General features: G+C 38.5%; 28 protein-coding genes and 2 pseudogenes. 8 read left to right on the top strand and 22 right to left on the bottom strand.

All coding sequences use genetic code 11. From position 1 onward, the window contains the following. Nucleotides 1-35: 35 nt before the first annotated feature. Nucleotides 36-761 carry a pseudouridine synthase gene (locus tag RG565_RS04660; RefSeq protein ID WP_247936789.1) on the top strand — a complete coding sequence of 242 codons (726 nt, stop codon included), beginning with the start codon at nt 36-38 and terminating at the stop codon, nt 759-761. Nucleotides 762-780: 19 nt separating this feature from the next. On the opposite strand, the gene RG565_RS04655 is transcribed toward RG565_RS04660, so the two are convergent. From RG565_RS04655 to RG565_RS04645, 3 genes are all read right to left on the bottom strand, one after another. Next, nucleotides 781-1,161 (bottom strand): rhodanese-like domain-containing protein, encoded by a 381-nt coding sequence (locus RG565_RS04655; RefSeq protein WP_003025722.1) that lies wholly within the window; start codon nt 1,159-1,161, stop codon nt 781-783. Further along, on the bottom strand, nt 1,155-1,379 hold the full coding sequence (locus RG565_RS04650) for a YqgQ family protein (protein WP_003043479.1): 225 nt from the start codon (nt 1,377-1,379) through the stop codon (nt 1,155-1,157). Before RG565_RS04650 ends, RG565_RS04655 begins: the two co-directional genes overlap by 7 nt. A gap of 274 nt (nt 1,380-1,653) precedes the next feature. After that, nucleotides 1,654-2,181: a Dps family protein gene (locus RG565_RS04645; RefSeq protein WP_003032411.1), complete on the bottom strand. Its 528-nt coding sequence runs from the start codon at nt 2,179-2,181 to the stop codon at nt 1,654-1,656. A gap of 153 nt (nt 2,182-2,334) precedes the next feature. On the opposite strand from RG565_RS04645, the gene RG565_RS04640 reads away from it, so the two are divergent. Then, the gene (locus RG565_RS04640; RefSeq protein WP_247936788.1) at nt 2,335-2,994 is read left to right on the top strand and encodes an A24 family peptidase; all 660 of its coding nucleotides are present in this window, start codon (nt 2,335-2,337) and stop codon (nt 2,992-2,994) included. Nucleotides 2,995-3,156: 162 nt separating this feature from the next. On the opposite strand, the pseudogene RG565_RS04635 reads toward RG565_RS04640, so the two are convergent. Beyond that, nucleotides 3,157-3,318, bottom strand: a pseudogene (locus tag RG565_RS04635) (tryptophan synthase subunit beta); the annotation flags it as partial. Between RG565_RS04635 and RG565_RS04630 the strand changes: the two are divergent. Further along, a pseudogene (locus RG565_RS04630) lies at nt 3,315-3,752 on the top strand (transposase); the annotation flags it as partial. The pseudogenes RG565_RS04635 and RG565_RS04630 sit on opposite strands and share 4 nt — an antisense overlap. A 388-nt stretch (nt 3,753-4,140) precedes the next feature. Here RG565_RS04630 and RG565_RS04625 read toward each other — a convergent pair. The 9 genes from RG565_RS04625 to RG565_RS04585 all read right to left on the bottom strand — a co-directional run bounded on the left by RG565_RS04625 (nt 4,141) and on the right by RG565_RS04585 (nt 11,326). Beyond that, nucleotides 4,141-4,671, bottom strand: a complete 531-nt coding sequence (locus tag RG565_RS04625; protein WP_247936787.1) for a VanZ family protein — start codon at nt 4,669-4,671, stop codon at nt 4,141-4,143. After that, entirely contained in the window at nt 4,664-5,746 is a 1,083-nt protein-coding gene (gene rlmN, locus RG565_RS04620) for a 23S rRNA (adenine(2503)-C(2))-methyltransferase RlmN (protein ID WP_022525296.1), read from the bottom strand. Before rlmN ends, RG565_RS04625 begins: the two co-directional genes overlap by 8 nt. Nucleotides 5,747-5,779: 33 nt before the next feature. Beyond that, nucleotides 5,780-6,343: a YutD family protein gene (locus RG565_RS04615; RefSeq protein ID WP_003043206.1), complete on the bottom strand. Its 564-nt coding sequence runs from the start codon at nt 6,341-6,343 to the stop codon at nt 5,780-5,782. Nucleotides 6,344-6,482: 139 nt separating this feature from the next. Beyond that, entirely contained in the window at nt 6,483-7,538 is a 1,056-nt protein-coding gene (locus RG565_RS04610) for a SepM family pheromone-processing serine protease (RefSeq protein WP_070670941.1), read from the bottom strand. Next, nucleotides 7,519-8,016, bottom strand: a complete 498-nt coding sequence (gene coaD, locus RG565_RS04605; RefSeq protein WP_021001374.1) for a pantetheine-phosphate adenylyltransferase — start codon at nt 8,014-8,016, stop codon at nt 7,519-7,521. Before coaD ends, RG565_RS04610 begins: the two co-directional genes overlap by 20 nt. Then, a complete protein-coding gene (rsmD, locus tag RG565_RS04600) occupies nt 8,006-8,554 on the bottom strand; it encodes a 16S rRNA (guanine(966)-N(2))-methyltransferase RsmD (protein WP_025271932.1) in 549 nt (182 codons plus the stop codon). Before rsmD ends, coaD begins: the two co-directional genes overlap by 11 nt. A 187-nt stretch (nt 8,555-8,741) precedes the next feature. Next, nucleotides 8,742-9,284, bottom strand: coding sequence for a ribosome hibernation-promoting factor, HPF/YfiA family (gene hpf / locus RG565_RS04595; protein WP_003025754.1), 543 nt, complete (start codon nt 9,282-9,284; stop codon nt 8,742-8,744). Between the two features lie 78 nt (nt 9,285-9,362). After that, the gene (locus RG565_RS04590) at nt 9,363-10,028 is read right to left on the bottom strand and encodes a ComF family protein (protein ID WP_247936786.1); all 666 of its coding nucleotides are present in this window, start codon (nt 10,026-10,028) and stop codon (nt 9,363-9,365) included. Further along, nucleotides 10,025-11,326, bottom strand: a complete 1,302-nt coding sequence (locus RG565_RS04585; RefSeq protein ID WP_268732180.1) for a DEAD/DEAH box helicase — start codon at nt 11,324-11,326, stop codon at nt 10,025-10,027. Before RG565_RS04585 ends, RG565_RS04590 begins: the two co-directional genes overlap by 4 nt. 56 nt (nt 11,327-11,382) lie before the next feature. On the opposite strand from RG565_RS04585, the gene RG565_RS04580 reads away from it, so the two are divergent. Both RG565_RS04580 and cysK read left to right on the top strand, forming a co-directional pair. Continuing rightward, entirely contained in the window at nt 11,383-12,018 is a 636-nt protein-coding gene (locus RG565_RS04580) for a YigZ family protein (RefSeq protein WP_247936785.1), read from the top strand. A 99-nt stretch (nt 12,019-12,117) separates the two neighbouring features. Beyond that, nucleotides 12,118-13,047 (top strand): cysteine synthase A, encoded by a 930-nt coding sequence (gene cysK, locus RG565_RS04575; RefSeq protein ID WP_247936784.1) that lies wholly within the window; start codon nt 12,118-12,120, stop codon nt 13,045-13,047. A 290-nt stretch (nt 13,048-13,337) separates the two neighbouring features. Here the strand turns inward: cysK and RG565_RS04570 are convergent, their stop codons facing one another. The 7 genes from RG565_RS04570 to RG565_RS04540 form a co-directional block, all read right to left on the bottom strand. Continuing rightward, a complete protein-coding gene (locus tag RG565_RS04570; RefSeq protein ID WP_247906324.1) occupies nt 13,338-13,859 on the bottom strand; it encodes a hypothetical protein in 522 nt (173 codons plus the stop codon). A gap of 214 nt (nt 13,860-14,073) precedes the next feature. Beyond that, nucleotides 14,074-16,722, bottom strand: a complete 2,649-nt coding sequence (locus tag RG565_RS04565; protein ID WP_247936783.1) for a valine--tRNA ligase — start codon at nt 16,720-16,722, stop codon at nt 14,074-14,076. A 21-nt stretch (nt 16,723-16,743) separates the two neighbouring features. Further along, a complete protein-coding gene (locus tag RG565_RS04560; protein WP_070670927.1) occupies nt 16,744-18,042 on the bottom strand; it encodes an ABC transporter permease in 1,299 nt (432 codons plus the stop codon). Then, a complete protein-coding gene (locus tag RG565_RS04555; RefSeq protein WP_180363944.1) occupies nt 18,039-18,599 on the bottom strand; it encodes a GNAT family N-acetyltransferase in 561 nt (186 codons plus the stop codon). The genes RG565_RS04560 and RG565_RS04555 overlap by 4 nt, the downstream gene beginning before the upstream one ends. Nucleotides 18,600-18,937: 338 nt before the next feature. Further along, nucleotides 18,938-19,192: a DUF1912 family protein gene (locus tag RG565_RS04550; RefSeq protein ID WP_022525301.1), complete on the bottom strand. Its 255-nt coding sequence runs from the start codon at nt 19,190-19,192 to the stop codon at nt 18,938-18,940. Nucleotides 19,193-19,202: 10 nt separating this feature from the next. Continuing rightward, complete coding sequence (locus tag RG565_RS04545) at nt 19,203-20,567, bottom strand: DUF438 domain-containing protein (RefSeq protein ID WP_247936782.1); 1,365 nt, start codon at nt 20,565-20,567, stop codon at nt 19,203-19,205. Continuing rightward, nucleotides 20,567-20,800: a DUF1858 domain-containing protein gene (locus RG565_RS04540; RefSeq protein ID WP_247936781.1), complete on the bottom strand. Its 234-nt coding sequence runs from the start codon at nt 20,798-20,800 to the stop codon at nt 20,567-20,569. Before RG565_RS04540 ends, RG565_RS04545 begins: the two co-directional genes overlap by 1 nt. 309 nt (nt 20,801-21,109) lie before the next feature. On the opposite strand from RG565_RS04540, the gene RG565_RS04535 reads away from it, so the two are divergent. After that, the gene (locus tag RG565_RS04535) at nt 21,110-22,042 is read left to right on the top strand and encodes a nitronate monooxygenase (protein ID WP_247936780.1); all 933 of its coding nucleotides are present in this window, start codon (nt 21,110-21,112) and stop codon (nt 22,040-22,042) included. A gap of 289 nt (nt 22,043-22,331) precedes the next feature. Here the strand turns inward: RG565_RS04535 and RG565_RS04530 are convergent, their stop codons facing one another. Next, a complete protein-coding gene (locus tag RG565_RS04530) occupies nt 22,332-22,763 on the bottom strand; it encodes a cytidine deaminase (RefSeq protein WP_151380038.1) in 432 nt (143 codons plus the stop codon). Between the two features lies 1 nt (nt 22,764). Further along, the gene (gene rlmD, locus RG565_RS04525; protein ID WP_268732181.1) at nt 22,765-24,123 is read right to left on the bottom strand and encodes a 23S rRNA (uracil(1939)-C(5))-methyltransferase RlmD; all 1,359 of its coding nucleotides are present in this window, start codon (nt 24,121-24,123) and stop codon (nt 22,765-22,767) included. 37 nt (nt 24,124-24,160) lie between these two features. On the opposite strand from rlmD, the gene recX reads away from it, so the two are divergent. Together recX and RG565_RS04515 are read left to right on the top strand one after the other, a co-directional pair. Then, nucleotides 24,161-24,937 (top strand): recombination regulator RecX, encoded by a 777-nt coding sequence (gene recX, locus RG565_RS04520; RefSeq protein WP_106082895.1) that lies wholly within the window; start codon nt 24,161-24,163, stop codon nt 24,935-24,937. A gap of 86 nt (nt 24,938-25,023) precedes the next feature. Then, a complete protein-coding gene (locus RG565_RS04515) occupies nt 25,024-25,557 on the top strand; it encodes a DUF402 domain-containing protein (protein ID WP_003028401.1) in 534 nt (177 codons plus the stop codon). Nucleotides 25,558-25,596: the final 39 nt, after the last annotated feature.

The following is a 25,596-nucleotide window of genomic DNA, read 5'->3' as shown; positions in this document are numbered from 1 at the left end:
ATTATGATATGATAAGAAAAAACAAAGGAAACTGTATGCGTTTAGATATTCTACTAGCTCAAGCTCACATTAGCCGTAAAAAAATGAAGCAAGCTCTACTAAAAAAGAAAATCTTAGTAGATGACTGTCCCGCTCGAAAACTCAGTCAAAATGTTGATACAGGTTTGCAGACGATTACGCTAGAAGAACAACCTGTCCTTGGCAAGCCTCATCAGTATTTTATGATGAATAAACCCCTTGGCGTTGTGACAGCTAACTCCGATGCCAAATTCCAAACAGTTCTAGATCTCATCAGACCTGAAGATTTCAGTGAAGATCTATATTCTGTTGGACGGCTCGATCGAGATACTTCTGGACTGCTGTTAATCACTGACAACGGTCCGCTCGGTTTTCAATTGCTTCATCCTCAATATCATGTCACAAAAACATACGAGGTTGAAGTTAATGGTCTACTAGATGACCAAGCAGTGCAATCCTTTCAAAAGGGCATCGTTTTTCTTGACGGAACAAGTTGTAAACCAGCCACTCTTACAATTCGTTCTTCTAGCTCAAACAAGAGCCGTGCTACTGTCACTATTTCTGAAGGAAAATTTCACCAAATCAAAAAAATGTTTTTAACTGTCGGTGTCAAAGTTACTTCTCTGAAACGAACTCATTTCGGAGATTTTGAATTAGAACCAAACTTAGCCGCAGGAGAATATCGAGCATTGAACCAAGCAGAACTCGAAATAGTGAGGCACTACCTAGAAAAAAGCTATTAAAAGTGAGCAATCCTTTGGATTACTCACTTTTGATTTTTCCTTTCCATCCATCTAGTCCTGTAGAGAGGATATAAATATTTTGATAACCTTGTTTTTTCAATAGAATAGCTGCATTCATAACACGTTGTCCACGGCTATTTTCGTACAGTAAAACAGCCTTGTCCTTACGAATAGCTCCCAAACTCGTTTTTAACTGCTGTGACGGGATATTTCGCGCTCCTAAAATATGTTTCCGGCGAAAATCAGCTGGGTCGCGCAAATCAATCAACTGACCTTGCCGAATCATATCACCAAATTCTGCATTGTCTACTACCTTAGCCGCACGACGAACACGGACATAGTTAAAGCCCATCCAGCCTAACGTTCCAACAATAATTGCCAATAAAATCCAGTTTAACATGTTTTCTCCTCGTTCTTCTTCAAATATTGTAATTCCAACTGATGTTCCCTTCGCAAGACCCGCTCAGCTTCTAGATAGTCCATTCTTTCTATCAAGCCCGCATCATAAATCCTCTCTAACTCAATTTTCATCATTTCAATATCATACAAGCGCTTACCCATATAGATAATAATGCCAAAACTTTTGAGGTATTGCTGCACATCATAAAGTGTTTTCATGAGGCTTATTTTACCAGAATTTTAGGAGTATTTCAAGGTTGAAAAGAACTCATTTTGCAAGTAAAACATTCTTCAAGTGCTCAAAAATAACAAAAAAAGCCGCCGATTGGGCGACTCTTATAGGGAGATTATTATGAAAAAGAAAAGTTTAGGATTTTTATCAAATAAAGTTAGGAGGTCTTCATCTGATGATGTTAGTATAACGCCACCTCCTTAAACTTATCTTAAATTCTAAAAGATTTTAAAAATTTATTTTCTACTCTCAAAAATTTACTTACAAGCCCGGAGTTTGACCGATTTCTGCTGTTAACATCCAGATATTCTTTTCAAGTTCTGCTTTTGCACCGACAAAAATATCGTTGGTTACATCATCTCCTTCTTCATCTGTTACATCCAGAGCTTCTTGGTAGAGACCTACCAAGTAACGGAAAATTTCGATGACACGTTCCAAACTTTCTGCAACATTCTTACTGAATTTTCCTTCTTTTTCTTCAATATTACTGTGTTGGATAAATTCACTCAAAGTTGAATACGGCGTTCCACCTAAAGTAATCAAACGTTCACTTACTTCATCTAAAGTCGTATCCAAGGTTTCCATATACTCATCCATCTTAGGATGCCAAACCATAAAACCAGCTCCACGCATGTACCAATGTACTTGGTGAAGAGCAATGTGAGCAGTGTATAAATCCGCTACCACTTGGTTTAAAACTGCTTTTGTTTTGGGAAGAGACTTACTGAAAGACTCAACACTTGAGAAAGTTGCAACATCTTTTGCTGCTTCATTTTTTAGATTAACCATTATCCTACCTCGCTTTTATTTAGAATGATTCTAATCTTTTTGATTATGATTTAATTATAATGTTTCTAGATAAGAAAGTCAAATGATTGAACTCTGAAATTTCTTTTATTAGAAAAGTTGCAATTTTTTAGAATTATTTACGAATAAAAAAGTATGATTCATTTTTATTTTTTCTTGGTTGGAAGCATTGTGGCTTCTTTTTTAGGGTTGGTTGTTGATCGCTTTCCTGAACAATCTATTATCAGTCCTTCCAGTCATTGTAATGCTTGTGGACAGAAATTAGCACCTCGTGATTTAGTCCCTGTCCTTTCTCAGCTTATCAATCGACTGCGCTGTCGGTTTTGTCAGTCAAAAATTCCCATTCGCTACTTGATATTAGAGTTGGTAGGTGGTTTACTCTTTCTCGCAACTTCCTTAAGCTACTTAAATATCAGCCAGCTTGTCTTGCTCATAATAGGAATTACACTAGCTCTTTATGATCAAAGAGAACAGGAATATCCTATCCTCATTTGGTTGTTCTTTCATCTTCTTCTCCTATTTTTGGTAGGTTTTAATCTTCTAATGATTAGTTTTTTAGCCCTTGGAATAGTAGCTTTTTTCTTTGACTTACGAATTGGCGCAGGAGACTTTCTTTTTCTATCTTCTTGTTCAACTGTTTTCAAGTTGACAGAGATTCTTTGGCTGATTCAAATTGCCAGCTTAGTGGGCTTATGTCTCTTTTGCTTCAAAAAAAGAAAAGACAGGATAGCTTTCGTTCCCTGTCTTTTGATTGGAGTGATTGTTCTGCTTTTATGCGAACTGTTGCTTCAATAAAATTAGAATAATGTCCTATCATGAGTCTGGGATGAATGTCTCCAGATTCAGCGGAGCCTCGAAACAAGAAAGCGATGATTACAATTTTCAAATTTTAGTTTTTTTACGTCATCTTCCCAGATTTCATATTTCTGTAGGTATTTGTACTCATGGGCGTCTATTTCACTCTTGATTTTTCGTGTTTCTTTTTTCTAAGTAATCAGCAATAGCGGCTACATCTTTATCACCACGCCCAGATACATTGACGATAATAATATTTTCCTTACTTAGCTGCGGCGCGCGTTTAACTGCTTCTGCAATAGCGTGGGAACTTTCAATGGCAGGACAGCCGCAAGCTTAGCCATAAGCGTTTTTACAGACCAGCTTTTCGGGCGCATTTAACCAATCAGGAGATTCTCCATCAGCTACTCAGCTATTCGGACCAACTTCGACAACACTATAAGCTTTATCAGCTTCTGCTCTTTCACTTTCAGGAAAAGCAAACTAATCATTTCTTTGACCTAATGGAGGAGAATCTTTCAGCTGTCCACCCGATTTTTCAAACCGTCTGTCGGACTTTCCTGAAGGACAGAGACAAGATTACCAACGCCTTGGAACTACCCTACTCCAACGCCAAGCTGGAAGCAACCAACAATCTCATCAAGGTCATCAAGCGAAACGCTTTTGGATTCAGGAACTTTGACAACTTTAAGAAACGCATTCTCATCGCTTTGAACATCAAAAGAGAGAGAACGAATCTCGTCCTCTCTAAAGCTTAGCTGACATCAACCCACTACAGTTGACAAAGAGCCGAATGTAAACAACAAAATACCCCCACACAAAAACTGTGTGAGGGCGTATGAGTGCGGTGTCACCTCAGTTATGGGAAAAGTAGACCTTATCCGCATATCTCTATCTTGTCTATCAACAAGTTACACTGTAAGGTGTGCACACCGAATTTTTATTGTTTCAAATTCATATCATTTACATCAGCTCATTTCATAAATATCTACTGCTTGTTTACACCTAACACAAGCTCTCTGGAAGCATCAATTTACTACTTTTCTGATGTTTGAGCATTATTATAGAGTTTTTCTACCATTCTATCAATAAAATAGTGAAAAAACCATGGAAAAGCATCCTAAATCCGAACAATGACTCTTATTTTTATTTAGAAGTCAGAAACTTATCTTTCCAATAGCTGACACAAGTTTTATACAATAGAAAAGCCAGATATCCGCCTAATGTATTTGTCCATAAATCATCTATTTCAAAAACACGATTGGCATCAATTAAAATATCTAACAAAATCTGCGTGCATTCGATAAAAAGGCTTATCACAAAGCTGACAGAGAGTACACGTTTGGTATTTCGCAAGTTCGGAAACAACCAGAGAAGCTGAAAAATTAGTGGGCTAAGCAGAAAAATATTCATTATATTTTGCACAAAAACCTTAATTAATTGAAAGAAAGAAGTAATTTGCCCAAGATTGACCAAAGAATTAAAAGGAATGAGAAGCACTACAATACGACCAAACTGCTGAATTCCTGGTGTTTCCATCCCTTCTTCTGTCACCTGAGGGAGAAAACACATTAGACATAATAATAAAATGTAGAAAATGCTTCCCCAAGTCAGAATTTTACGTCCTTTAACTGTTAATTCTCCATTGGATTGCAGCCACACTTTTAACCTAGGCATGTTTCGCAAGTGCCTTCTCCTTGTCTTTCTTCATCGTATTGGAGCGCAATTGACCGCAAGCTGCATCAATATCTGTACCATGCTCTTGACGAACAACACAGTTAATGCCATTCTTTTTCAGAGTATCGTAGAAAGCCATTACACGTTCTTTGGGACTGCGACTATATTGATCATGTTCGCTAACTGGATTGTAAGGAATCAAATTGACATACGATAGCTTTTTGATGTTTTTGAGCAATTCAGCTAATTCCAATGCCTGCTCTACTCCGTCATTGACTTCATTTAGCATGATATACTCAAAAGTAACCCTGCGGTTGGTTGTTTCAATATAATATTCAATCGCCGCAAACAGCTTTTCAATTGGAAAGGCACGATTGATTTTCATAATGCTAGAACGCAATTCATTATTGGGTGCATGAAGAGAAACAGCTAAATTAACCTGCACTCCTTCATTTGCAAAATCACGAATTTTATGTGCTAGACCGGAAGTGGAAACCGTAATGTGACGAGCTCCGATAGCCAGCCCTTTGTCATCATTGACAGTTCGCACAAACTTGAGAACATTGTCATAGTTATCAAAAGGCTCGCCAATCCCCATAACCACAATATGGCTGACGCGCTCACCTTGTCCACGCTCATCAAAATATTTTTGCACCAGCATAATCTGAGACATAATTTCCCCATTATTCAAGTCACGCTGCTTTTTAATCAGCCCGCTAGCACAAAAGGTACAGCCAATATTGCAACCCACCTGAGTGGTTACACAGACCGACAGACCATAGTGCTGACGCATGAGAACTGTTTCAATCAACATACCGTCTGGCAGTTCAAAAAGATACTTTACTGTGCCGTCAGCCGATTCCTGCACCACTCTTTGCTTTAGCGGATTGACAACAAATTCATCTTCTAACTTTGCTAATAAACCCTTTGAAATGTTTGTCATTTCTGTAAAAGACTGAACCCGTTTGCGATAAAGCCACTCCCAAATCTGAGTAGCTCGAAATTTCTTTTCTCCTTGACTTTCTACCCAGTCTATCAAATCCTGACGGGTCAAACTATAAATTGATGGTTTCATTTTCTTCCTCTCTGTTCCCATTCTCAATTTCCACTATTTTTGACGAATGACAAAATGGCGCTGGCTGCTTGTTTGTTGTTGCTTCGTTGAATTTTGCTTTCTTGCTCTTTGCTTTTGATTTTGTCGCTTACTGCGCTGGCGATTTTCTCGCTTGGGTTGCTCTTCTTTATAGGAGTGAGCTTGTTTAGAACGACGTGGCTTGTTATCACTTTCTTTCTTGTGATGTGATTTTTTATCAAACGATGCGCGACGCGGCTGTAAATTTTCCAAGACAAAATAAGCACAACCATAATTGCAGTATTCTAACAAATAATCTTCTAAGCGACTGATTTTTTCCTCGCTTTCATTTGCCTTGTCATCTTTATAAAATCCACGCAAACGTAGCTGCTCGTTCCCCCAGTCACCAACAATATAATCAAATTTTGTTAAAATATCGGAAAAACGCTGATTAAAAGCCGTTATATCAAAACCTTCCTTGAAATTATCTACCAAGTCAAATTCAATTGTCTCAGTCAAAATTTTGGTTCCTATTTGCCGAAACTCCGGTCCAGGAAATTTATTGTAATTGTATAATTCAGGTGCAATTTCTTTTCGCATAGTCATCCTTTATCATCTTATTTCTTGTATTAAACTTATTTTACCATAAAAAGAAGTGTTTTTAATAGTTGAAATAGAGAAAGAAAAAAGGAGCAAAGTCAAACTTCTATCATTAACTTGCTCTTTTATTGAACTATTTTTATGACTTCTTTGTGTTCTTGAGGTAATCAATGGCATCTTGTAAAGTTTTCACGGGTACAATTTTCATATTGGTCTTAATTTTTTTAGCAGCTTCCAAAGCGGTCTCATAGTTAGTTTTCGCTTTAGGATTAGCTTTTTTAGCTTCCTTAGTAACTGGATTATTTGGTGCAAAGAAAATTTCTGCACCATTTTTTGCTGCTGAAACGACTTTTTTGTCAATCCCACCAATGTCGCCAACTTTTCCTTCGCGGTCAATTGAGCCTGTCCCAGCAATATTTCTACCGTCTCTCAATGTTGGATCTGCAATTTGCGTATAAATTGCCAAACTAAACATCAAGCCCGCACTTGGTCCACCAATACCGGCAGTTGAAAATTCAATTGGTGTGTTGCTTGTGACTTCTGTTCGGTCAATCAAACTAATGCCAATCCCGTTTTTCCCATTTTCAAGTTTAATAATTTTACCTGTAGCAGATTTCTTCTGACCGTCTTCTACATAGTTCACCTTGACCTTGCTGCCAATCTTTTGCGCTCCGACATAGTCTATCAATTCTTTTGAACTATTGAAAGTCTTATCATTCACACCTGTCACGGTATCTGCAATATTTAAAATACCTTTAAAAGTAGAATTCTTTGTGACTTGCAAGACGTAAACCCCTAGATATTTCAGAGTAATGTCTTTGCCAGCTTTTTTCAACCCTTGGTATTTAGCTAGGTTTTGCGACGTTTCCATATAAAACTGATTGATCCGCATGTATTCTTTATCAGAAGTTCCACCAGTCAAATCCTTCGCCGAATAAATATCCGTAAAAGGTGTCAGCCAAGCATAAACCAAATGAGCGAAGGTCGCATGCTGAATTCCAACCGTTACAAAATTATAAGAACCTTTTTCCTTATCTTCTTTGTTGTCCACGCGCAATACCTGACGGACATCCGCTGCACCACCTGGCACCTCAATATAATAAGGCAAGGGAACTACAAAAGATAAGAAAAGCAAAATCAACCCTACTACTGCAATTATCGGCCATTTTTTAAATTTATTTCTTGGTTTTTCCATATTGTTTCTTTAACTCCTTTATGACACTTTCGGGCACATACTTTGAAATATCCTGCTCAAAGGAAATCAATTCACGAATTCTTGATGAGCTGAGATGCTGATAAGCTGGTTTGCTTATCAAAAAAATGGTTTCTATCTCAGGTGCTAATTCATGATTGAAAAAGTTGAGATTCCCCTCATAATCCAAATCCTGACTATTACGTAATCCCCGTACAAAAGTTGTCACTCCTAGCTTTCTAGCTACTTCCACTGCCAATTCATCATGAGAAGTAACAATTTTTACATTCTCCAAATGAACTAGAGCAGCTGCTATCATTTTTTCTTTCGCTTCAATACTAAAAAAACTCGTTTTCTCAAGATTATAAAAAATACCAACATAAAGGCAATCAAAGAGCTTACTAGCTCGCTTAATCAAGTCAATATGCCCCTTTGTAATCGGGTCAAAAGAGCCCGCAAATAATCCAATTTTATCTGACATAAACCGTCACCTTTGAAATTCCATATATTTTTTGCTTCCAGATACCTAGCCCTGCGATTTCTTCTGGTAAATCCACCGACTTGTCTGTCTCACAAACAACCAGTACATCATCGCTCAGAAGCTCTCGTTCAATCATTTTTATAATATCTGAAACAATCTGTTCTTTTGCATAGGGTGGATCTAACAAAACCAAGTCAAACTGTCCTGTGACCAATTCAAGTGCTCGATTGGACTCCATTTTCAGAAGTTCAAATCGTTCTTTTTCCTTAGTCATACTGATATTTTGGCTGATAATCGCTTGCGCCCTGCGGTCTTTTTCAACCAAAACAGCCGAAACCATGCCTCGCGAAATAGCTTCAATCGCTAAACTGCCGCTTCCAGCATACAAGTCCAGAACCTGTCCTCCATCAAAATAAGGACCAATCATATTAAAGATAGCTCCCTTAACCTTGTCTGTCGTCGGTCTGGTTGTTTTGCCTTCCAATGTTTTAAGAGGACGCCCCCCATATTTCCCTGCAACAACTCTCATAAAGAATATTATAACAAAATCTCTAAAGAATGTATCAGTTTTTCTTCTATGATAGCTGTAAGTCAATTGTTTTTTCTGTCTAACTTTTGAAATGCAGTTCAAACATGATGATTTTTAATACAGTTTTTTGCAATTATCTCGAGCTGATTGCAGACCACATAAAAAATCCCCTGATATGAATCAGAGGATTGATTGATTATCTCACTTCAAGCAAGCCAACGTCACCGTCTTCACGACGATACAAAACATTGGTTGTGTTGTCTTCTACATCAGTATAGATGAAGAAGTCATGTCCCAATAAATCCATTTGAAGAAGAGCTTCTTCTAAGTCCATTGGTTTTAAGTCAATTTGTTTGGAGCGAACGACTTTTGCAGGTGCAGCTTCAGCTTCTTCAACAACAGCATCTGTAAACAACTGACTGGTTGATTTTTTATTACGGTTTTTACGTTCAATTTTTGTTTTATTTTTACGAATTTGACGTTCAATTTTGTCTGTCACCAAATCAATAGAACCATACATATCTTGAGAAACATCTTCTGCACGAAGAGTGATAGAACCAAGTGGAATAGTTACTTCAACTTTGGCTGTTTTTTCACGATAGACTTTCAAGTTTACACGTGCATCCAATTCTTGGTCAGCTTGGAAATACTTTTCGATTTTTTCAAGTTTAGAAACTACATAGTCACGAAGAGCTTCTGTTACTTCTAGGTTTTCACCACGGATACTATATTTAATCATATAAGTACCTTCTTTCTAAGCGTTTTGTTTTTCTTTATTTTATTATAACGCTTTCATTATTTTTTTGCAAATTTTTTGTTACCTTGCCAATGAAAATGTCACAATTTCTTTCACTCCTGCTTCCACTAAAATTTCCTTGGCTAATTGTAGGGTTGAGCCTGTTGTATAAATGTCATCTATCAAAAGGATTTTAGGTGGAAGTTGAACGTTGTCTTTCAATTTAAAACACTGCCGACTTTGCAATCGCTCCTCTCTTGTTTTACTGGATTGAGCAATTGTATCATGTTTTTCTAAAACTTCCTTAAATGGGAACTTTGCACCCTCAAGAAGAGCTGTTACTTGATTAAATCCTCTTGTCTGATACTTTTCAGCACTTACAGGAATGGGAACAAGCGCATAATCACGGTAAGCTTTTAATTCCCTTTGCAAAACCTCCGTAAATACAGAATAAAGAGCATAATCTCCTTGAAATTTGTATTGACTAAAGAAGTCTTTCATAGCTTCGTTATAAATAAAACAACTTTTATGGCAAACTTCTTTTCCTTTTTTTATCCACACTTGGCAATCCATGCAGACTTCGCATGTCCCTTCACGATAGCACTTCGGGCAATGCTGCGCTGAAATGCGCTGAAATTTTTCAAAACAGTCATCACAAGCCCTTGCTTTTGGCTTCTTCAAGGTCAATAAATCACAGAATTTCAGCTTTTCTTCTAGTGGATTTTCACATAAAACACATGAATTCATAGACCGGCCTCCTGATTCATATCCTGAATTTCTTTAATCGCTTTTTCTATCGCCATAGTCGCACCGTCATGAAAAAAGATTAACTCGCCTGTCGGTCGATCCATACTGCGACCGACGCGTCCAGCGATTTGTACCAGAGCGCTGCGACTAAACAGACGGTGGTTGGCTTCCACCACGAAAACATCTACACAAGGAAAGGTCACCCCACGCTCCAAAATCGTCGTCGTTACCAAAATCGTGATTTCTTTTTGACGAAATTTCTCTACAATTTCTAGTCGATTTTCAGTCGTCGAGGCTACACAACCAACTTTTTCATTTGGAAAATTGCTTTGGAGAATCTCTGCCAGCTCCTGCCCTCTTCTGATCTCGGAAGCAAAAATAAGAAGTGGAAATCCTGTTTTTCTCTGCTTTTGAATAAACTGCCTTAACTTGGTAACTAGCTTCTTTTGACCAAGATATTTTTGAAAATCTGCCAACCAAATTTTTTGAGGAACAATCAAAGGATTCCCATGAAAACGTCTAGGTAGACTCAAACGAGTTAATTCTCCTTTAGCCACTTTTTTGTCCAACTCATCTGTGGAAGTTGCTGTTAAGAAAATCTTCGTTCCCTCTACTTTAACTGCCTGATGAACCGCATGATAAAGCATCGGATTGTCCACATAAGGAAAGGCATCTACTTCATCAACGATAAGAAGATCAAAGGCTTGATAAAATTTGAGAAGCTGATGCGTTGTAGCAATCACGAGAGGACTGCGGGAATATGCTTCTGATTCACCGTGCAGGAGTGAAATATCGCAAGTAAAATCTACTTTCAGTCTGCGATAAAGTTCTAAGCAGACATCAATTATGGGGCTAGCCAAGCAGACGGATCCACCTTGATTGATGACTTGTGCCACCACCTGATAGATCATTTCCGTCTTTCCGGCTCCTGTGACTGCGTGAACCAAGCTATCTTTGCGTTTGGTAACCGCCTCTACAAGTCCTTGAGAAACCTTAGCTTGAAATTCTGTCAACTTTCCTTGCCATTTCAAAACATTCGCTTTGGGAAATTCTTCCTGTGGAAAATAGTATAGTTCTTCATCACTCCTAACCCTTCCTAAGATCAAGCAAGACCTACAATAATAAGCACTAATTGGTAGTTGCTGTTTTTCTTTGTCAATGGCTTGTCCACAGCGATTACAGCTTAACTTTCCTTTCTCTTCTACCATTCCAGCTAAGCTTTGTGCTTGCAATTGCAATTCTGGTGACAATTGACTTTTTGTAAAAATACGACCTAAGCAATCTTGTAATTCCGTCATATCTATTTATTCGGAAAAACTTTGGCAAAATAAAAGTTTTTTTGTAAAATGAAGATATGGAATTTAGAACAATCAAAGAGGACGGTCAAGTCCAAGAAGAAATCAAAAAATCACGCTTTATCTGTCACATTAAGCGTGTGACAACAGAGGACGAAGCACGAAATTTTATTCAGTCTGTCAAAAAAGAACACTACAAAGCTACTCATAACTGCTCTGCCTTTATTTTAGGAGAGCGGAGCGAAATGAAGCGAAGCAGCGATGATGGCGAACCCAGCGGAACTGCTGGCGTGCCTATGCTAGGCGTCTTAGAAAATCATCAACTAACTAACGTCTGTGCTGTCGTGACGCGCTATTTTGGGGGCATCAAGCTAGGAGCAGGTGGGCTCATTCGGGCTTATGCTGGCAGCGTTGCCCTAGCTATCAAAGAAATCGGAAGTGTCCACATAAAAGAACAACTTGGACTAAGGCTTACTCTTTCCTACAGTCAATATCAAGAATTGCCAAATTTTCTTAAAGCCAAACAGTTGCAAGAACAAGATACAGCTTTTACAGATCAAGTACAAACGACTATTTTCGTTGACAAAGACGATAAGGACAGCGTTATAGAAAGTTTGATTGAACTGTTCAATGGAAAAATTGACATTGTTGAGCAGGGATTGCGGAAAGTTGAGGTTCCCATTTCTTCATCCTAAATATTAAAAAAAGCTATCGACTTGATAGTTTTTTTATATTTTACAAAGACTCTTTTTCGTTTTATACTGACTGTATCAACAGAATTGAGGTATTATTTTATGGCACAAATTTATCATAACATTACAGAACTCATTGGAAATACTCCTATTGTGAAATTGAATAAGCTGGTTCCAGAAGGCGCTGCTGATGTCTATGTCAAGCTAGAAGCTTTCAATCCGGGGTCGTCTGTCAAAGACCGCATTGCTCTCAGCATGATTGAGACCGCTGAGCAAGAGGGCTTGATTAAGCCGGGTGCAACCATTGTCGAAGCAACCAGCGGAAATACTGGAATCGGTTTGTCTTGGGTCGGTGCTGCTAAAGGTTATAAGGTCGTTATTGTTATGCCAGAAACCATGAGTGTAGAGCGCCGCAAAATTATCCAAGCTTATGGTGCCGAATTGGTGCTCACTCCCGGAAGTGAGGGAATGAAAGGTGCGATTGCCAAAGCTGAAGAAATCGCCAAAGAACGTAACGGATGGCTACCACTACAGTTCAACAATCCAGCTAATCCTGAAGTACACGAAAGAACAACAGGAGCAGAAATTATCTCTGCTTTCGGTGAAAAAGGATTGGACGCCTTTGTCGGAGGAGTTGGCACAGGCGGTACCATTTCTGGTGTTTCTCACGCTCTCAAAAAAGTCAATCCAGATATACAAGTTTATGCAATTGAAGCAGATGAGTCCGCTATCCTGTCCGGTGAAAATCCTGGACCACACAAGATTCAAGGAATTTCAGCTGGTTTTATCCCAGAAACACTGGACACTCAAGCTTATGACGGTATTGTCCGTGTTACCTCTGATCAAGCACTTGACCTTGGACGCCGTGTCGGTGGACAAGAAGGCTTTCTTGTAGGGATTTCTTCTGCCGCAGCTATCTATGCTGCACTTGAAGTCGCCAAAAAACTAGGAACAGGTAAAAAAGTTCTGGCTCTTGCTCCAGATAACGGCGAGCGCTACCTCTCAACCGCTCTCTATAATTTTGAGGTTTAGAAATCAAGGCATATACACGTACAAACTTTAAATTTGGATTTGACAACAGTTTAAAAAGAACAGCTCAATAATAGAGCTGTTCTTTTTTGATGGGTGGGGATGGATTGTATGTTGGAAAATATCGGTAACTTTCTTATTTCAGGTACTCCACCTAAAATATATACACTAAGTAAGAACCTTTCTGACCTCGGATGTTGATGTATCAATTTAAGTTCATTATACCAAAAACAAACCCAATCGTATAGCTGGGTTTGGGAAATTTATAAAAAGAAACTTAATGGGAGAGATTTTTATAATGGCGGTCTGTAACCTAAGTTTTTAACTAGTTTATCGTATTCTTGAGAATTTAATTGAGTTAATTTCCCTATTTGATTACGATACCAATGTCTCGTGTTAGTATCAGTAAATAATATTGATACCATAGGACATTCACCAGAACCACTCCCATAAGTATTTATTGAATCTATTTTTTCCCCTGGTACTAAACATGAATAATAATTGATAAGATTATCATCCCAGTTTTTAATATCTTTAAAATGAAGATATTTCTTATTGCTTAACGCTAAAACTACTACATTATATATAGGTAAATGAGAATTGTTATTAATAATTAAATCATATCTAATAAAACAATTTTTAAGTTGGTCATCTGAATTTGATACACTTGTTAACCAGGCTGCAATTTTTGAGGCTTGTTCAGCTTCCTTTTCTTTTTCTATTGATTTTAATTGAAGTCGTGCAACCCCAATAGAAAATAAACCACCTATAAATGCTCCTATGATTGTTGTCATTAAATTTGAAAAATTAATCACTTGCTAAAACTCCTTTATAAACTTTTGGTATCAATTCTCAATGTAACTGATTTTACAATTTAGATATATTTTCTCTCAAATAAATTGTCAGTTTAATTATATCATAGTACATACCTTACAGCTAAATATATATTCCTCTTATAAATTTACACTACACACTAGTAACAAAAAACACGTTTTTTACACCGTGTTTTCTTGTATCTATCTAGTCTGACTAACTCAACTTTCTCATCTCTTCAATCCGTGCTACAGTCGCATCATACTTAGCTTGGTAGTCGGCTTGTTTGTCGCGTTCTTTGTCGACGACTTCTGGTTTGGCGTTAGCGACGAATTTTTCGTTGCTGAGTTTCTTGGCAACTATATCTAATTCTTTCTGCCATTTAGCCAGTTCTTTGTCAAGGCGGGCTAGTTCTTCTTCAACATTGAGCAAGTCAGCGAGAGGCAGATAGATTTCAGCTCCTGTGATGATGCTGGACATAGCTAATTCTGGCGCCTCAATGTCAGAAGCAATTTCCAAATGCTCTGGATTTGTAAAGCGTTTGATGTAGTTCACATTGGCGTTGAAAAATGCTTCTAATTCGCTGTCGCTTGTTTTCACAAGGATGGTGATTGGTTTGCTTGGGGCTACATTCACTTCTGCTCTGCTATTTCTCACGGCACGAATCAAGTCTTTCAGACTTTCAACATCTTTGTGCGCCGCTTCATTTTCAAATGCGGGGTTAACTGTTGGGTATTCAGCTGTTACGATTGAACCTTCAGAAATTTGTTCAAAGATTTCTTCCGTCACAAACGGCATGATTGGGTGAAGGAGACGCAGGATTTTGTCCAAAGTGTAGAGAAGGACAGAGCGCGTGATAACTTTTTCGTCTTCGTTGTCGCTGTAAAGGACTTCCTTGGTCAACTCCACATACCAGTCGGCAAATTCATCCCAGATGAAGTTGTAAAGGATGTGACCTGCCACACCAAATTCAAATTTATCAAAGTTTTCAGTAACTTTAGCAATGGTTTCGTTGAGGTTGTGAAGAATCCAGCGGTCAGTTACGTTACCAGCCGTACCAGCAACAACTTTTGCAACATTTTCACTCGCTTGGTCAAGCGTAAGGTCTTCATTGTTCATCAAAATGTAACGAGAGATATTCCAGATTTTGTTAATGAAGTTCCAGCTGGCGTCCATCTTTTCGTAAGAGAAACGAACGTCTTGACCTGGTGCAGAACCGTTTGACAAGAACCAACGAAGCGCATCAGCACCATATTTTTCGATAACGTCCATTGGATCAATACCGTTACCAAGTGATTTAGACATTTTACGTCCTTGTTCGTCACGGATAAGACCGTGGATAAGCACGTTTTCAAATGGACGGCGTCCTGTGAATTCCAATGATTGGAAAATCATACGTGATACCCAGAAGAAGATGATATCATAACCAGTTACCAATGTAGATGTTGGGAAGTAACGTTTGAAGTCTTCTGCTTCTATGTCAGGCCAACCCATTGTGGAAAATGGCCATAGTGCTGAACTAAACCAAGTGTCAAGCACATCTTCGTCTTGAGTCCAGCCGTCACCTTCTGGAGCTTCTTCACCAACGTACATTTCACCTTCTTCATTGTACCAAGCAGGGATTTGGTGGCCCCACCAGAGTTGACGGGAAATGACCCAGTCGTGAACATTTTCCATCCATTGAAGGAAAGTATCGTTGAAACGTGGTGGGTAGAATTTCACTTCGTCATCTGTGTCTTGATTGGCAATAGCATTTTTAGCTAATTGATCCATTCTAACGAACCATTGTGTTGACAAACGTGGTTCAACCATAACACCCGTACGTTCTGAATGACCAACAGAGTGTGTCATTTTTTCAATATTAACAAGGGCACCGATTTCTTCCAATTTTTTAACAACGGCTTTACGAGCTTCAAAGCGATCCATGCCAGCAAATTCACCAGCAAGGTCGTTCATCGTACCGTCATCATTCATGACATTAACTTGAGGAAGATTATGACGCTGACCAACAAGGAAGTCATTAGGGTCGTGAGCTGGAGTGATTTTAACCACACCAGTACCGAATTCAGGGTCAGCATGTTCATCAGCCACGATTGGAATAGGTTTATTGACAATTGGCAGGATAACATTTTTGCCAATCAAGTCTTTGTAACGGTCATCATTTGGGTTAACCGCAACGGCAACGTCACCGAACATTGTTTCAGGACGAGTTGTGGCAACTTCAAGGCTACGTGAACCATCTTCCAACATGTAGTTCATGTGGTAGAAAGCACCTTCGACATCTTTGTGGATAACTTCGATATCAGAAAGGGCTGTACGAGCTTTTGGATCCCAGTTGATGATAAATTCACCGCGGTAAATCCAGCCTTTTTTGTAAAGTTCAACAAAGACTTTACGAACCGCTTTTGACAAACCCTCATCAAGGGTGAAACGTTCACGAGAGTAATCGACAGAAAGCCCCATTTTACCCCATTGCTCCTTGATAGTGGTAGCATACTCGTCTTTCCATTCCCAGACTTTATCTAAGAATTTTTCACGACCGAGGTCATAGCGTGAGATACCATCTTCAGCAAGACGTGCTTCAACTTTTGCCTGTGTTGCAATCCCCGCATGGTCCATACCAGGAAGCCAAAGGGTATCAAAGCCTTGCATACGTTTTTGACGAATAATAATATCCTGCAAGGTTGTGTCCCAAGCATGACCAAGGTGCAATTTCCCCGTCACATTTGGTGGTGGAATAACGATAGAATACGGATGAGCTTTCTTATCGCCAGATGGCTTGAAAACATCCTCAGCCAACCATTTTTGATAACGCCCAGCCTCAACTTCGGCTGGATTGTATTTTGGTGAAAGTTCTTTTGACATGATGTGTCCTTTCTAAATAATCTAATTAAAATATCTATTTGAAGTCTCTATATATGTTCTTCGTATTAAATATATCATTACTTTACTGAGTACATAAGCAATAGCCATTGAACATAGCAACATAATAAATGAAACAAAAATACCTAATGTAAAATTTGAAGATGTCCCCCGATCTAATACAGAAATAAGAAAGAGTTTTAAAGAATTGATTTGTTCCATTTGATTTTTTTTTAATATTTGCTTTGTAAATATAGAAGACACTATATTAAACACAAGTAATGTATTAAAACTCATCATTTGAAGCCAATAAATATGTTTCTTCATAACAGGTGTAGGAGTTTTTAAATATCCTCTGGGGATTATGCTATTCACTTCCCCAATAAAAATTGGCAATAATATCGGTAAAAACCATGTTAAAATTCCAATTAAGTCACTTTCAATTTGATCTAAAAGAACTAAAAAGATTGATACCAAACCAATTAATACCCAATTCAATATCACCTCTTTTTTGTCATCTCCTCCTCTGTCAATACCTTCATATACATACATCCAAAAGTAAATATTTAATGACATATATATTAAAAAGACTAATATTGTACTAAATTGTAATGTATCTAGTTGAAAAAATAAGGTAGCATACAAACATATAGATATAAACGAAGCAAAATATGATTTTAGATACAAATTCCAAAATACTTTTCCAAATTGTTTACGAATTCCGTTTTGTTTTTTATAGAACCAAACAGATAGACATCCTCTAAAAGCAGGTATCAGTACGAACAATACTATTAAAGTTAAAATTATAATAATCAACTCAAGATCATCCTGAGGTATAGACAATTTGTTTAAAAAGCTATTTATAACATCTGTTTTACACTTTATAATAAATTTTAAAAGAAAATAAAAGCCAATAAAAAACGCATCAAATGAATTAAGAACTACAAATGCATCTCTACTTTTTTGAACATATTTTTTAAAACTTATAAATATATGTTCAAATACTATAGCATAAATTATGGGTAACAATGGCTGTAACAAAATAATTAATCTATATTTCAAAAGTAATAGCACTCCAGCTGATGCTCCTAAAATAATCCAATAGATAATTTGAAGTTTATTATCTATTTGCATCCTTCTTAATCTAAATCCATATAAACCCAGTAGTATTCCTAAAATAATCTCAACAATATATATAGGAGCAACTGGTAAAATACTATTTGGAAGTAAAGTTATCGGAAAAAGCAAAATAGCTAATAGTAACAAAGAAACTACAGATATAACAGGTAGTAACGCCAACAGATACAAAAATAATCTTTTCATTTTTCCTCCCACTCATTCCCCAGCAATCCATATCGCAATAAATCACAGCGTTTACCTTGTGCATCTTTGCGATCACGGACGCGAGATTCGAGGGTGAAGCCAAGTTTTTCAGCAATACGCTGGCTTGCTTTGTTGTATCCATAGCATTCAATTTCGATTTTGTAAAGATTGAGTAGGGTGAATCCAACTTCCAACAGCGCACGCGCAGCTTCTGTCACGATCCCTTGCCCCCAATAATCTGGGTGAAGCAAATAGCCCATTTCAAGAACATCATCAGCATGGCGATTATTAAAATCAATCGAGCCAATGACTTTATTTGTCCCTTTTAAGCAGATACCATAACCAGACGGTATTTTTTGCTCAATCCAGCGTTTGGGCATAATGTTTTCGAGATAATTTTCCTCTTCTTCCACGCTTTCCGCAGGTGGAAAACCAGCTGGCCAAGTCACTTCTGGTAAACTGGCGTAGTCAAAGATATCCTCAGCATCAGCTACTGTGCGGACTCGTAGGACGAGCCGTTCGGTTTCTAATCGTTCTGGTAATTGTACTTGCTCCATCTTCCTCCCTCGCTTTCCATAAAAAATCGCCCCTACCATATCCATGACAGGGACGAATGTGTTTATCCGCGGTACCACCCAATTTCGGGCAGACGCCCGCAACTCTGGTCTTCTTGTTCATCTTTTATCACGTTGTTAGCTCGCTTAGGCGTACGCCAGTACAGCCCGTAACTCACTGCCTAGTCCTAAAAGTAAACAAAAAGACACCATTATTTCAATTTTAGCCTTAGCAACCAGTTTTGACATTTGTGCGGATTTCTCAGCAACACCGCTTTCTGTGACAAATGGGATTCAAAACACCTCTAATGCATTTAGTTTAACATGTTTTCTAGAGAAAATCAATAATTTCTCTGTCCAAAAAGTCCGTCTGGTAGGTCATGAAATCCCTTGCCCTCTTGATAATTGGCAAATTTCCCCAATAGAAACTGATAGGCATCTAGGCGGCTCTCATAACGAATCGCAGCTTCTTTAGCGCGTTCATCTTTATCTTCCTCATAAACTTTCTGACTTTCTTCAAGAGCCATTTCGTTGATAGTCACCTGAGTTTTGACCCAAGCTTCAAAATCCTTTAAAAATTCCTGTTCGTACGTCATCATATTCCTTCTAATCTACTCCTCGGTAGAAATCTTCTTCAATATCACGGAAAGGCTGAATATCTTGGACATATTCCAGCACACCTTGAAATTCTCCTGCTTTATCTCTCACTGCTGCATACGTCACATGAACAAATTTTCCCCGCGACTCCGACTTAAACCACATAACAAACTTGTCTCGCTTGCCTTCGCGCAATTCCTTAAAAATAAAGCGAACTTTCTCCAAAAACTTAGGCGGGTGGCACAGCTCGACATTGCGCCCCACTTGACTCGGCGTCCGTTTAAAAATCATCTCATCAGCTGGCACACTGTCATTGTAGTACTGGAAAATATCCTCCTTATTGACAAAGGTAATCTCCATCGGCAGATGATTCAAGATTAGATTTGCCTCTTCCACTGACAAATAGCCATGTCCAAAAGACTGTTGGGTCTGTCGATCAAAATTGTTTTCTGCCTTTTTCTTTTTTGGCTTAAAAGAAATGGTGACCTGCCCATCAGGTGTCTCAATGACCTGCTGAATAGTACCGTCTGACATAAGCTCATCACTAGCTGCCGCTTCGCTTCCAGTCTTCTCAGCAGCCTCTTTTTCTGCCTCCGTGAATGATTGACGAGCTGGTACCCATTTCTCAGTCGGCTTGATAATCGCATAACCGTAGGCACCACTTTCTTCTGCAATTTTCAACCAATCGTCCTGTGTGAAAGATTCCAGCAAAATCATAAGCAAGATGGATTCTTCCTTGAAAATCATCGCCTCAAATTCAGCCGCAAAATTTTCAAATGTTGCTCGAACTGGCTCGATACCTAGGTTAGACAAATCTTCAGCAGCAGTCTTTGCTTCGCAAAAAAGCTCTCGAATCTGGTCGTCCACACCCCACATAACCTTGGGTGGCGAGTCATGACCGTATTTCTCCATAATCGGAAACATCAGCTCTTCCTTGCGCTGATAATGAATGTCAAATTGACCGACCAAGCCCAGCTGGCGCATCAACCCCTTTTCCAACTCTGTCTTCATTTCTGCATCATCTGTTTGAGCATAGGTATCAAGGAGGCGTCGGATCCGCAACAGAGCCGCTCTAAGAGCTAGATTTTCCTGCTTGAAAATCTGGACTGGATGTCCCGGATAATCTGTATCTGCAACTTCTACATTTTTCACTGCTCCCTTAAAAAGATTCGCATGAACATTGCAAAGCGACATAACATCCTCAAAGGTTACACCCGTATCCGAGTTCATCAGTTCGTGCTCCATAAGACTGATCTCAATAGCTGAAACGCCTGTAAAATGCTTATTAAACTGCTCTTGAACCTCTTCTGGATTTGCACCATGATGCAAATCCAGCAAAATAGATTTCAAAATATCAATTCGTTCATCTATCATTAGTCTAGCCCCACCACTTCATAGCCATTTGCTTCCAATGTCATAACAATTTTATCCATAGGGGTTCCCTCTAACTTAGAACCTTGCTTTAACGACACCTTGCGCCCAATCGTATTGCGCATGATTGGATTAGCAAGTGGTTTGAAACCAAGTTCTACCAAAATTTCTAGCACTTCCGGATGTTTATCCACTACTTCTGCTACAGGAATTGATACATCAATGATATTGTCCATTTCTCACCTCATGAACATTTTTCTATTATTATAACACAAAATACAGTTGCTTTCTAAGCAAAATCAACACATTCCTTATCTTTGCCTCATTCCATTTTTCTGAATTAAGTATCTATAACTATTTTTAATATAGTATAAGTAATTATTATAATAAAATGATTCTGTATTTTTCACAATTAAAATAATTGATAAATCCTCTCTTCAAAGCAAAATATTTCACAAACAAAAGAAAAGTTATTAAATCACGGATTTGAAAACGCTTTTATAATCGTGATATAATAATTTTAAAAATAGGACTGAGGAGATAGTATGTCTATTACAACTTTATTAAACATTAAATATCCAATTTTTCAGGGTGCTATGGCGCAAATTTCTCACTATCCATTGGCTGCTGCTGTTTCAGAAGCAGGTGGCTTGGGGATTATCGCTTCAGGTGGCATGACTGGCGACCAATTACGCGACGAAATTCGTGAATTGCGCAAACTCACAGACAAACCATTCGCTGTTAACGTGATGCTGATGTTGAAAAACGTTGAAGAGCTTGTGAATGTTATCATCGAAGAAAAAGTTCCTGTTGTGACAACTGGTGCTGGCACCCCTAAATTCATTCTGCCCGCTCTCAAAGAAGCAGGTATCAAGGTTATTCCGGTCATTGCCAGCGTGAAACATGCTAAAAAAATGCAGGAATTAGGTGTTAACGCTGTTATCGCTGAAGGAGCTGAAGCGGGGGGTCATATCGGTAGCACCAATACTATGGCTTTGCTGCCACAAATTACTGATGCAGTTGATATTCCCGTGATTGGTGCAGGAGGTATTGCAGACGGTCGCGGGCTTGCTGCTGCTTTCGTTTTAGGCGCACAAGGAGTTCAACTCGGTACGGTATTTCTCGCATCAGAAGAATGCCCAATCGCTGAAAGTTATAAAGAAGCCGTTCTCAAGGTAAATGATACAGATACAGCTGTCACAGGCAGGAGGGCGGGTGCCCCCGTTCGTTGTATCCGAAACGAAATGACAGACCATTATATAGAACTTGAAAATAAAGGTACCAGCCGTGAGGAACTGGAAGAGATTACTATTGGAGCTCTCTCAAAAGCTGTATATGACGGAGACACAAAAAACGGCTCCATGATGTGCGGTCAAATTGCTGGTATGATAAAAGAAATCCGACCATGCAAAGAAATCATTGAAACAATCGTCTCAGATGCACAAAAAGCATTGGAAAACACAGATATTTCCTTGTAAAATAAAAAAACTTGTAGAGATTGTTTTCTACAAGTTTTTCTATTGCTGAAGTAGTTGAAAATATTTGCGTTTCATTTTACTGCTCAACTTCTGTCGCCTATTTGTCATCTGCCTCAAACTAGACTCACTCATGAACAAGTCATTCTATTCCATTTACCAAATACTATAAAATATCAATAGCATTGCTACAGAATACCTTCTTTGCAATTTTTACATCCTGATCCTTTGAACTTTCGTTGTTAGAAAGTGCCTCGTATATTATTCTAACATACAGTAAAAGTGCTTCATATCATTTTCCGTCATTTTCAGCACGTTCTTGCCCCCACCAGTAAGGCATGAGTTCTCCCAAAGTAATCGTTTCTCGTTTTTCAAAATTCAACATAAACTCCAGATGACGATTTTCAGGATTCAACTCCATTAGAAATTCTCTACACGCCCCACAAGGCATACCAGAACCTCCGCCATAAGGCGGTTTATCACGAAAAGCCAATACTCGTTTCATTTTTGTCTGTCCAGAATACTGATACATATTAAAAGCTGCTGCCCTTTCAGCGCAGAGATGAAAGACACCACAGGTTCCTTCAAAGCAAAAGCCTGTATAAATCTTTCCATCCTCTGCTTCAATAGCTGCTACAACATGATTAGCGTACACAAAGGGCGATACCTCATGCGGATCATAGAGCTTCTTGGCTTCTTCATACATTTTTTCCCAAATATCCATTCTAATCCTCTTTCTTTATCAACTTCACTACAGCCTCGGTCCTGGCTGTGTGTGGAAACATATCCACAGATTGAATATAATGAACATCGTAGACCTTGCTCAATTGCACCAAATCTCTAGCTAGAGTAGAGATATTACAGGAGACATAAACCATTTTCTTCGGTGCATAACGAACAATCGTTTCAAGCAGCTTATCATCTAAGCCAGTCCGTGGTGGATCCACAATCAAGGCATCTGCTCGATAGCCTTCCTTGTACCAGCGAGGAATAATACTTTCAGCAGTCCCAGCCTCATAATAAGCATTGTCAAACCCCATTTTCTTGGCATTTCGCTTAGCATCCTCAATAGCTTCTGGTATAATATCCATGCCGCGAAGAGATTTCACTTTTTTAGCAAAAGCAAAGCCAATCGTTCCCACGCCACAATAAGCATCAATCAAACAATCCTCTGAATCGACATCCAGAGCCTTAACTGCTTCATTGTAAAGCACCTCTGTTTGCTCTGGATTGAGCTGGTAAAAAGCTCTAGGCGATAAGGAAAACTCGTAATCCAAAACACCTTCCTGAATGGTCTCTTTTCCCCAGATGATCTCCGTCTTGTCTCCATAGATTTCACTTGATTTTGTCGTATGGTAATTGACCGCTACTGTTTCTAACTCTGGAAATTCTGCTGACAAATCACGAATGACTGGAGAAAAGTCCAACTTCTTTCCCGTGACAAAAATCATCTGCACCTGACCTGTTTTTCGAGCCCTGCGAATCATGACTGTCCGAACGCCAGCTCTCCTGCGCTCATCATAGATAGGAAGATTGTACTTTCCCAAAAGGAGAGCCACTTTATTGATGATTTTCTGCGTTACTTTATCTTGAACCAGACAGTTTTTCAAAGAAATCAGATAATGAGAATTCTGCGCATAAAGACCCGCTTTTACATCTCCCTTAAATTTCCGTGTTTGAAACTGCAACTTCGCTCGATAATATTGAGGTTCTTGCATACCAATCGTTGGACGAATCTCGTAGTTTTCATAACCTTGAGGTGCAAATTTTTTCAAAGCCTGCCGCAGCAGATCTGTCTTAAATTCTAACTGTTTGTCATAATGCAAGTGCATAATCTGGCAGCCCCCGCATTTTTCATAAATCTCACAAGGAGGCTCTACTCGATACTTGGAGTGTTTGTTAATCGTCAACAGTTTTGCTTCGACAAAATTACGCTTAACCGTCGTGATTTGACAAAAAATATCCTCACCTTTTAAAGCACCTGGTACAAAGACCAATGTCTTTTTATAAAATCCAATCCCTTCCCCGTTGATTCCCATTTTTTTGATTTTCAAGGGGATTTTTTGTTTTACTTTCAGATTCATAAGCCTATCTTACCATATTTTGAGGTATAATAGAATCATGAAAATTACAAAAATTGAAAAGAAAAAGCGGCTTTATCTCTTAGAGCTGGATGAGACGGAAAAACTGTATATCACCGAAGATACCATTGTTCATTTTATGTTATCAAAAGGCATGAACATTACTGAGCAAGAGCTGAAAGAAATCCAAGAATATGCTCAATTTTCTTATGGAAAAAATCTGGCATTGTATCATCTTTCTTTCAAGCAGCGTACTGTAAAGGAAGTCAATGATTATTTGCGCAAGCACGACATGGAAGAGGAAACGATTGTTCACGTTATTGACAACTTAAAAAAAGACAACTGGCTAGATGATGCCAAATATACTCATTCATTTATCCATTCCAATCTTCTCTCAGGAGACAAAGGTGCGTATGCGCTCAAGCAAAAGTTAATGCAAAAAGGAATTGCTGCTTCTATCATTGATGATGAGTTGCATCAACATGATTTTACAAACCTAGCAGAAACAGTTGCTCAAAAATTACTCAAAAAATATCAAGGGAAGCTCCCAGAAAAAGCGCTTCACGATAAAATCTTACAACAGCTCATCAATAAAGGCTTTTCCTATGAAGAAGCAAAAATAGCTTACCAAAGCCTTACCATAGAAGACGATGACGAAAAACAACAAGAATTGCTTTACAAAGAATTAGACAAACAATACCGCAAGTATTCCCAAAAATACGACGGCTATGATTTAAAGCAGCGCCTTACTCAAGCACTCGCACGCAAAGGCTTTGATTTTTCTGATATTGCGAGCGCTCTCAAAGAATATCTATAAAAAATGTAAGGTTTATTTATGTTTTTTCATGAAAATATGTTACAATAAAAGCGATAACCTGATAAATTGTAGAAAGTTGGTAGATTATGAAGCTTCCAAAAGAAGGCGACTTTATTACAATTCAAAGTTATAAGCATAATGGAAGTCTGCACCGCACTTGGCGCGACACCATGGTACTAAAAACAACTGAAAACGCCATTATTGGTGTCAACGACCATACCTTGGTCACAGAAAGTGACGGGCGGCGTTGGGTGACACGTGAGCCAGCTATTGTCTATTTTCATAAAAAATATTGGTTTAACATTATCGCTATGATCCGCGAAAATGGGATTTCCTACTATTGTAATCTAGCCAGCCCCTATTATCTTGATGCAGAAGCATTAAAATACATAGATTATGATTTAGACGTCAAAGTCTTCACCAATGGTGAAAAGCGATTGCTGGATGTAGATGAATACGAGCGCCACAAACGGCAGATGAGCTACTCCAATGATTTAGATTACATTCTCAAAGAAAATGTAAAAATCTTAGTAGACTGGATTAATAATGAGCGTGGACCTTTTTCACAGGCCTATGTCAATATTTGGTACAAACGTTATGTAGAGCTAAAGAATCGCTAAAGTTGTCAAGGGACCTCTGGTCCTTTTTGATTTTCAAAG

The sequence above is a fragment of the Streptococcus sp. IsoGale021 genome, from assembly GCF_031142795.1.
Classification (GTDB): domain Bacteria; phylum Bacillota; class Bacilli; order Lactobacillales; family Streptococcaceae; genus Streptococcus; species Streptococcus hominis.
Note: the sequence above shows the minus strand (reverse complement) of the source record. Positions and strands in the feature narration are given on the sequence as shown.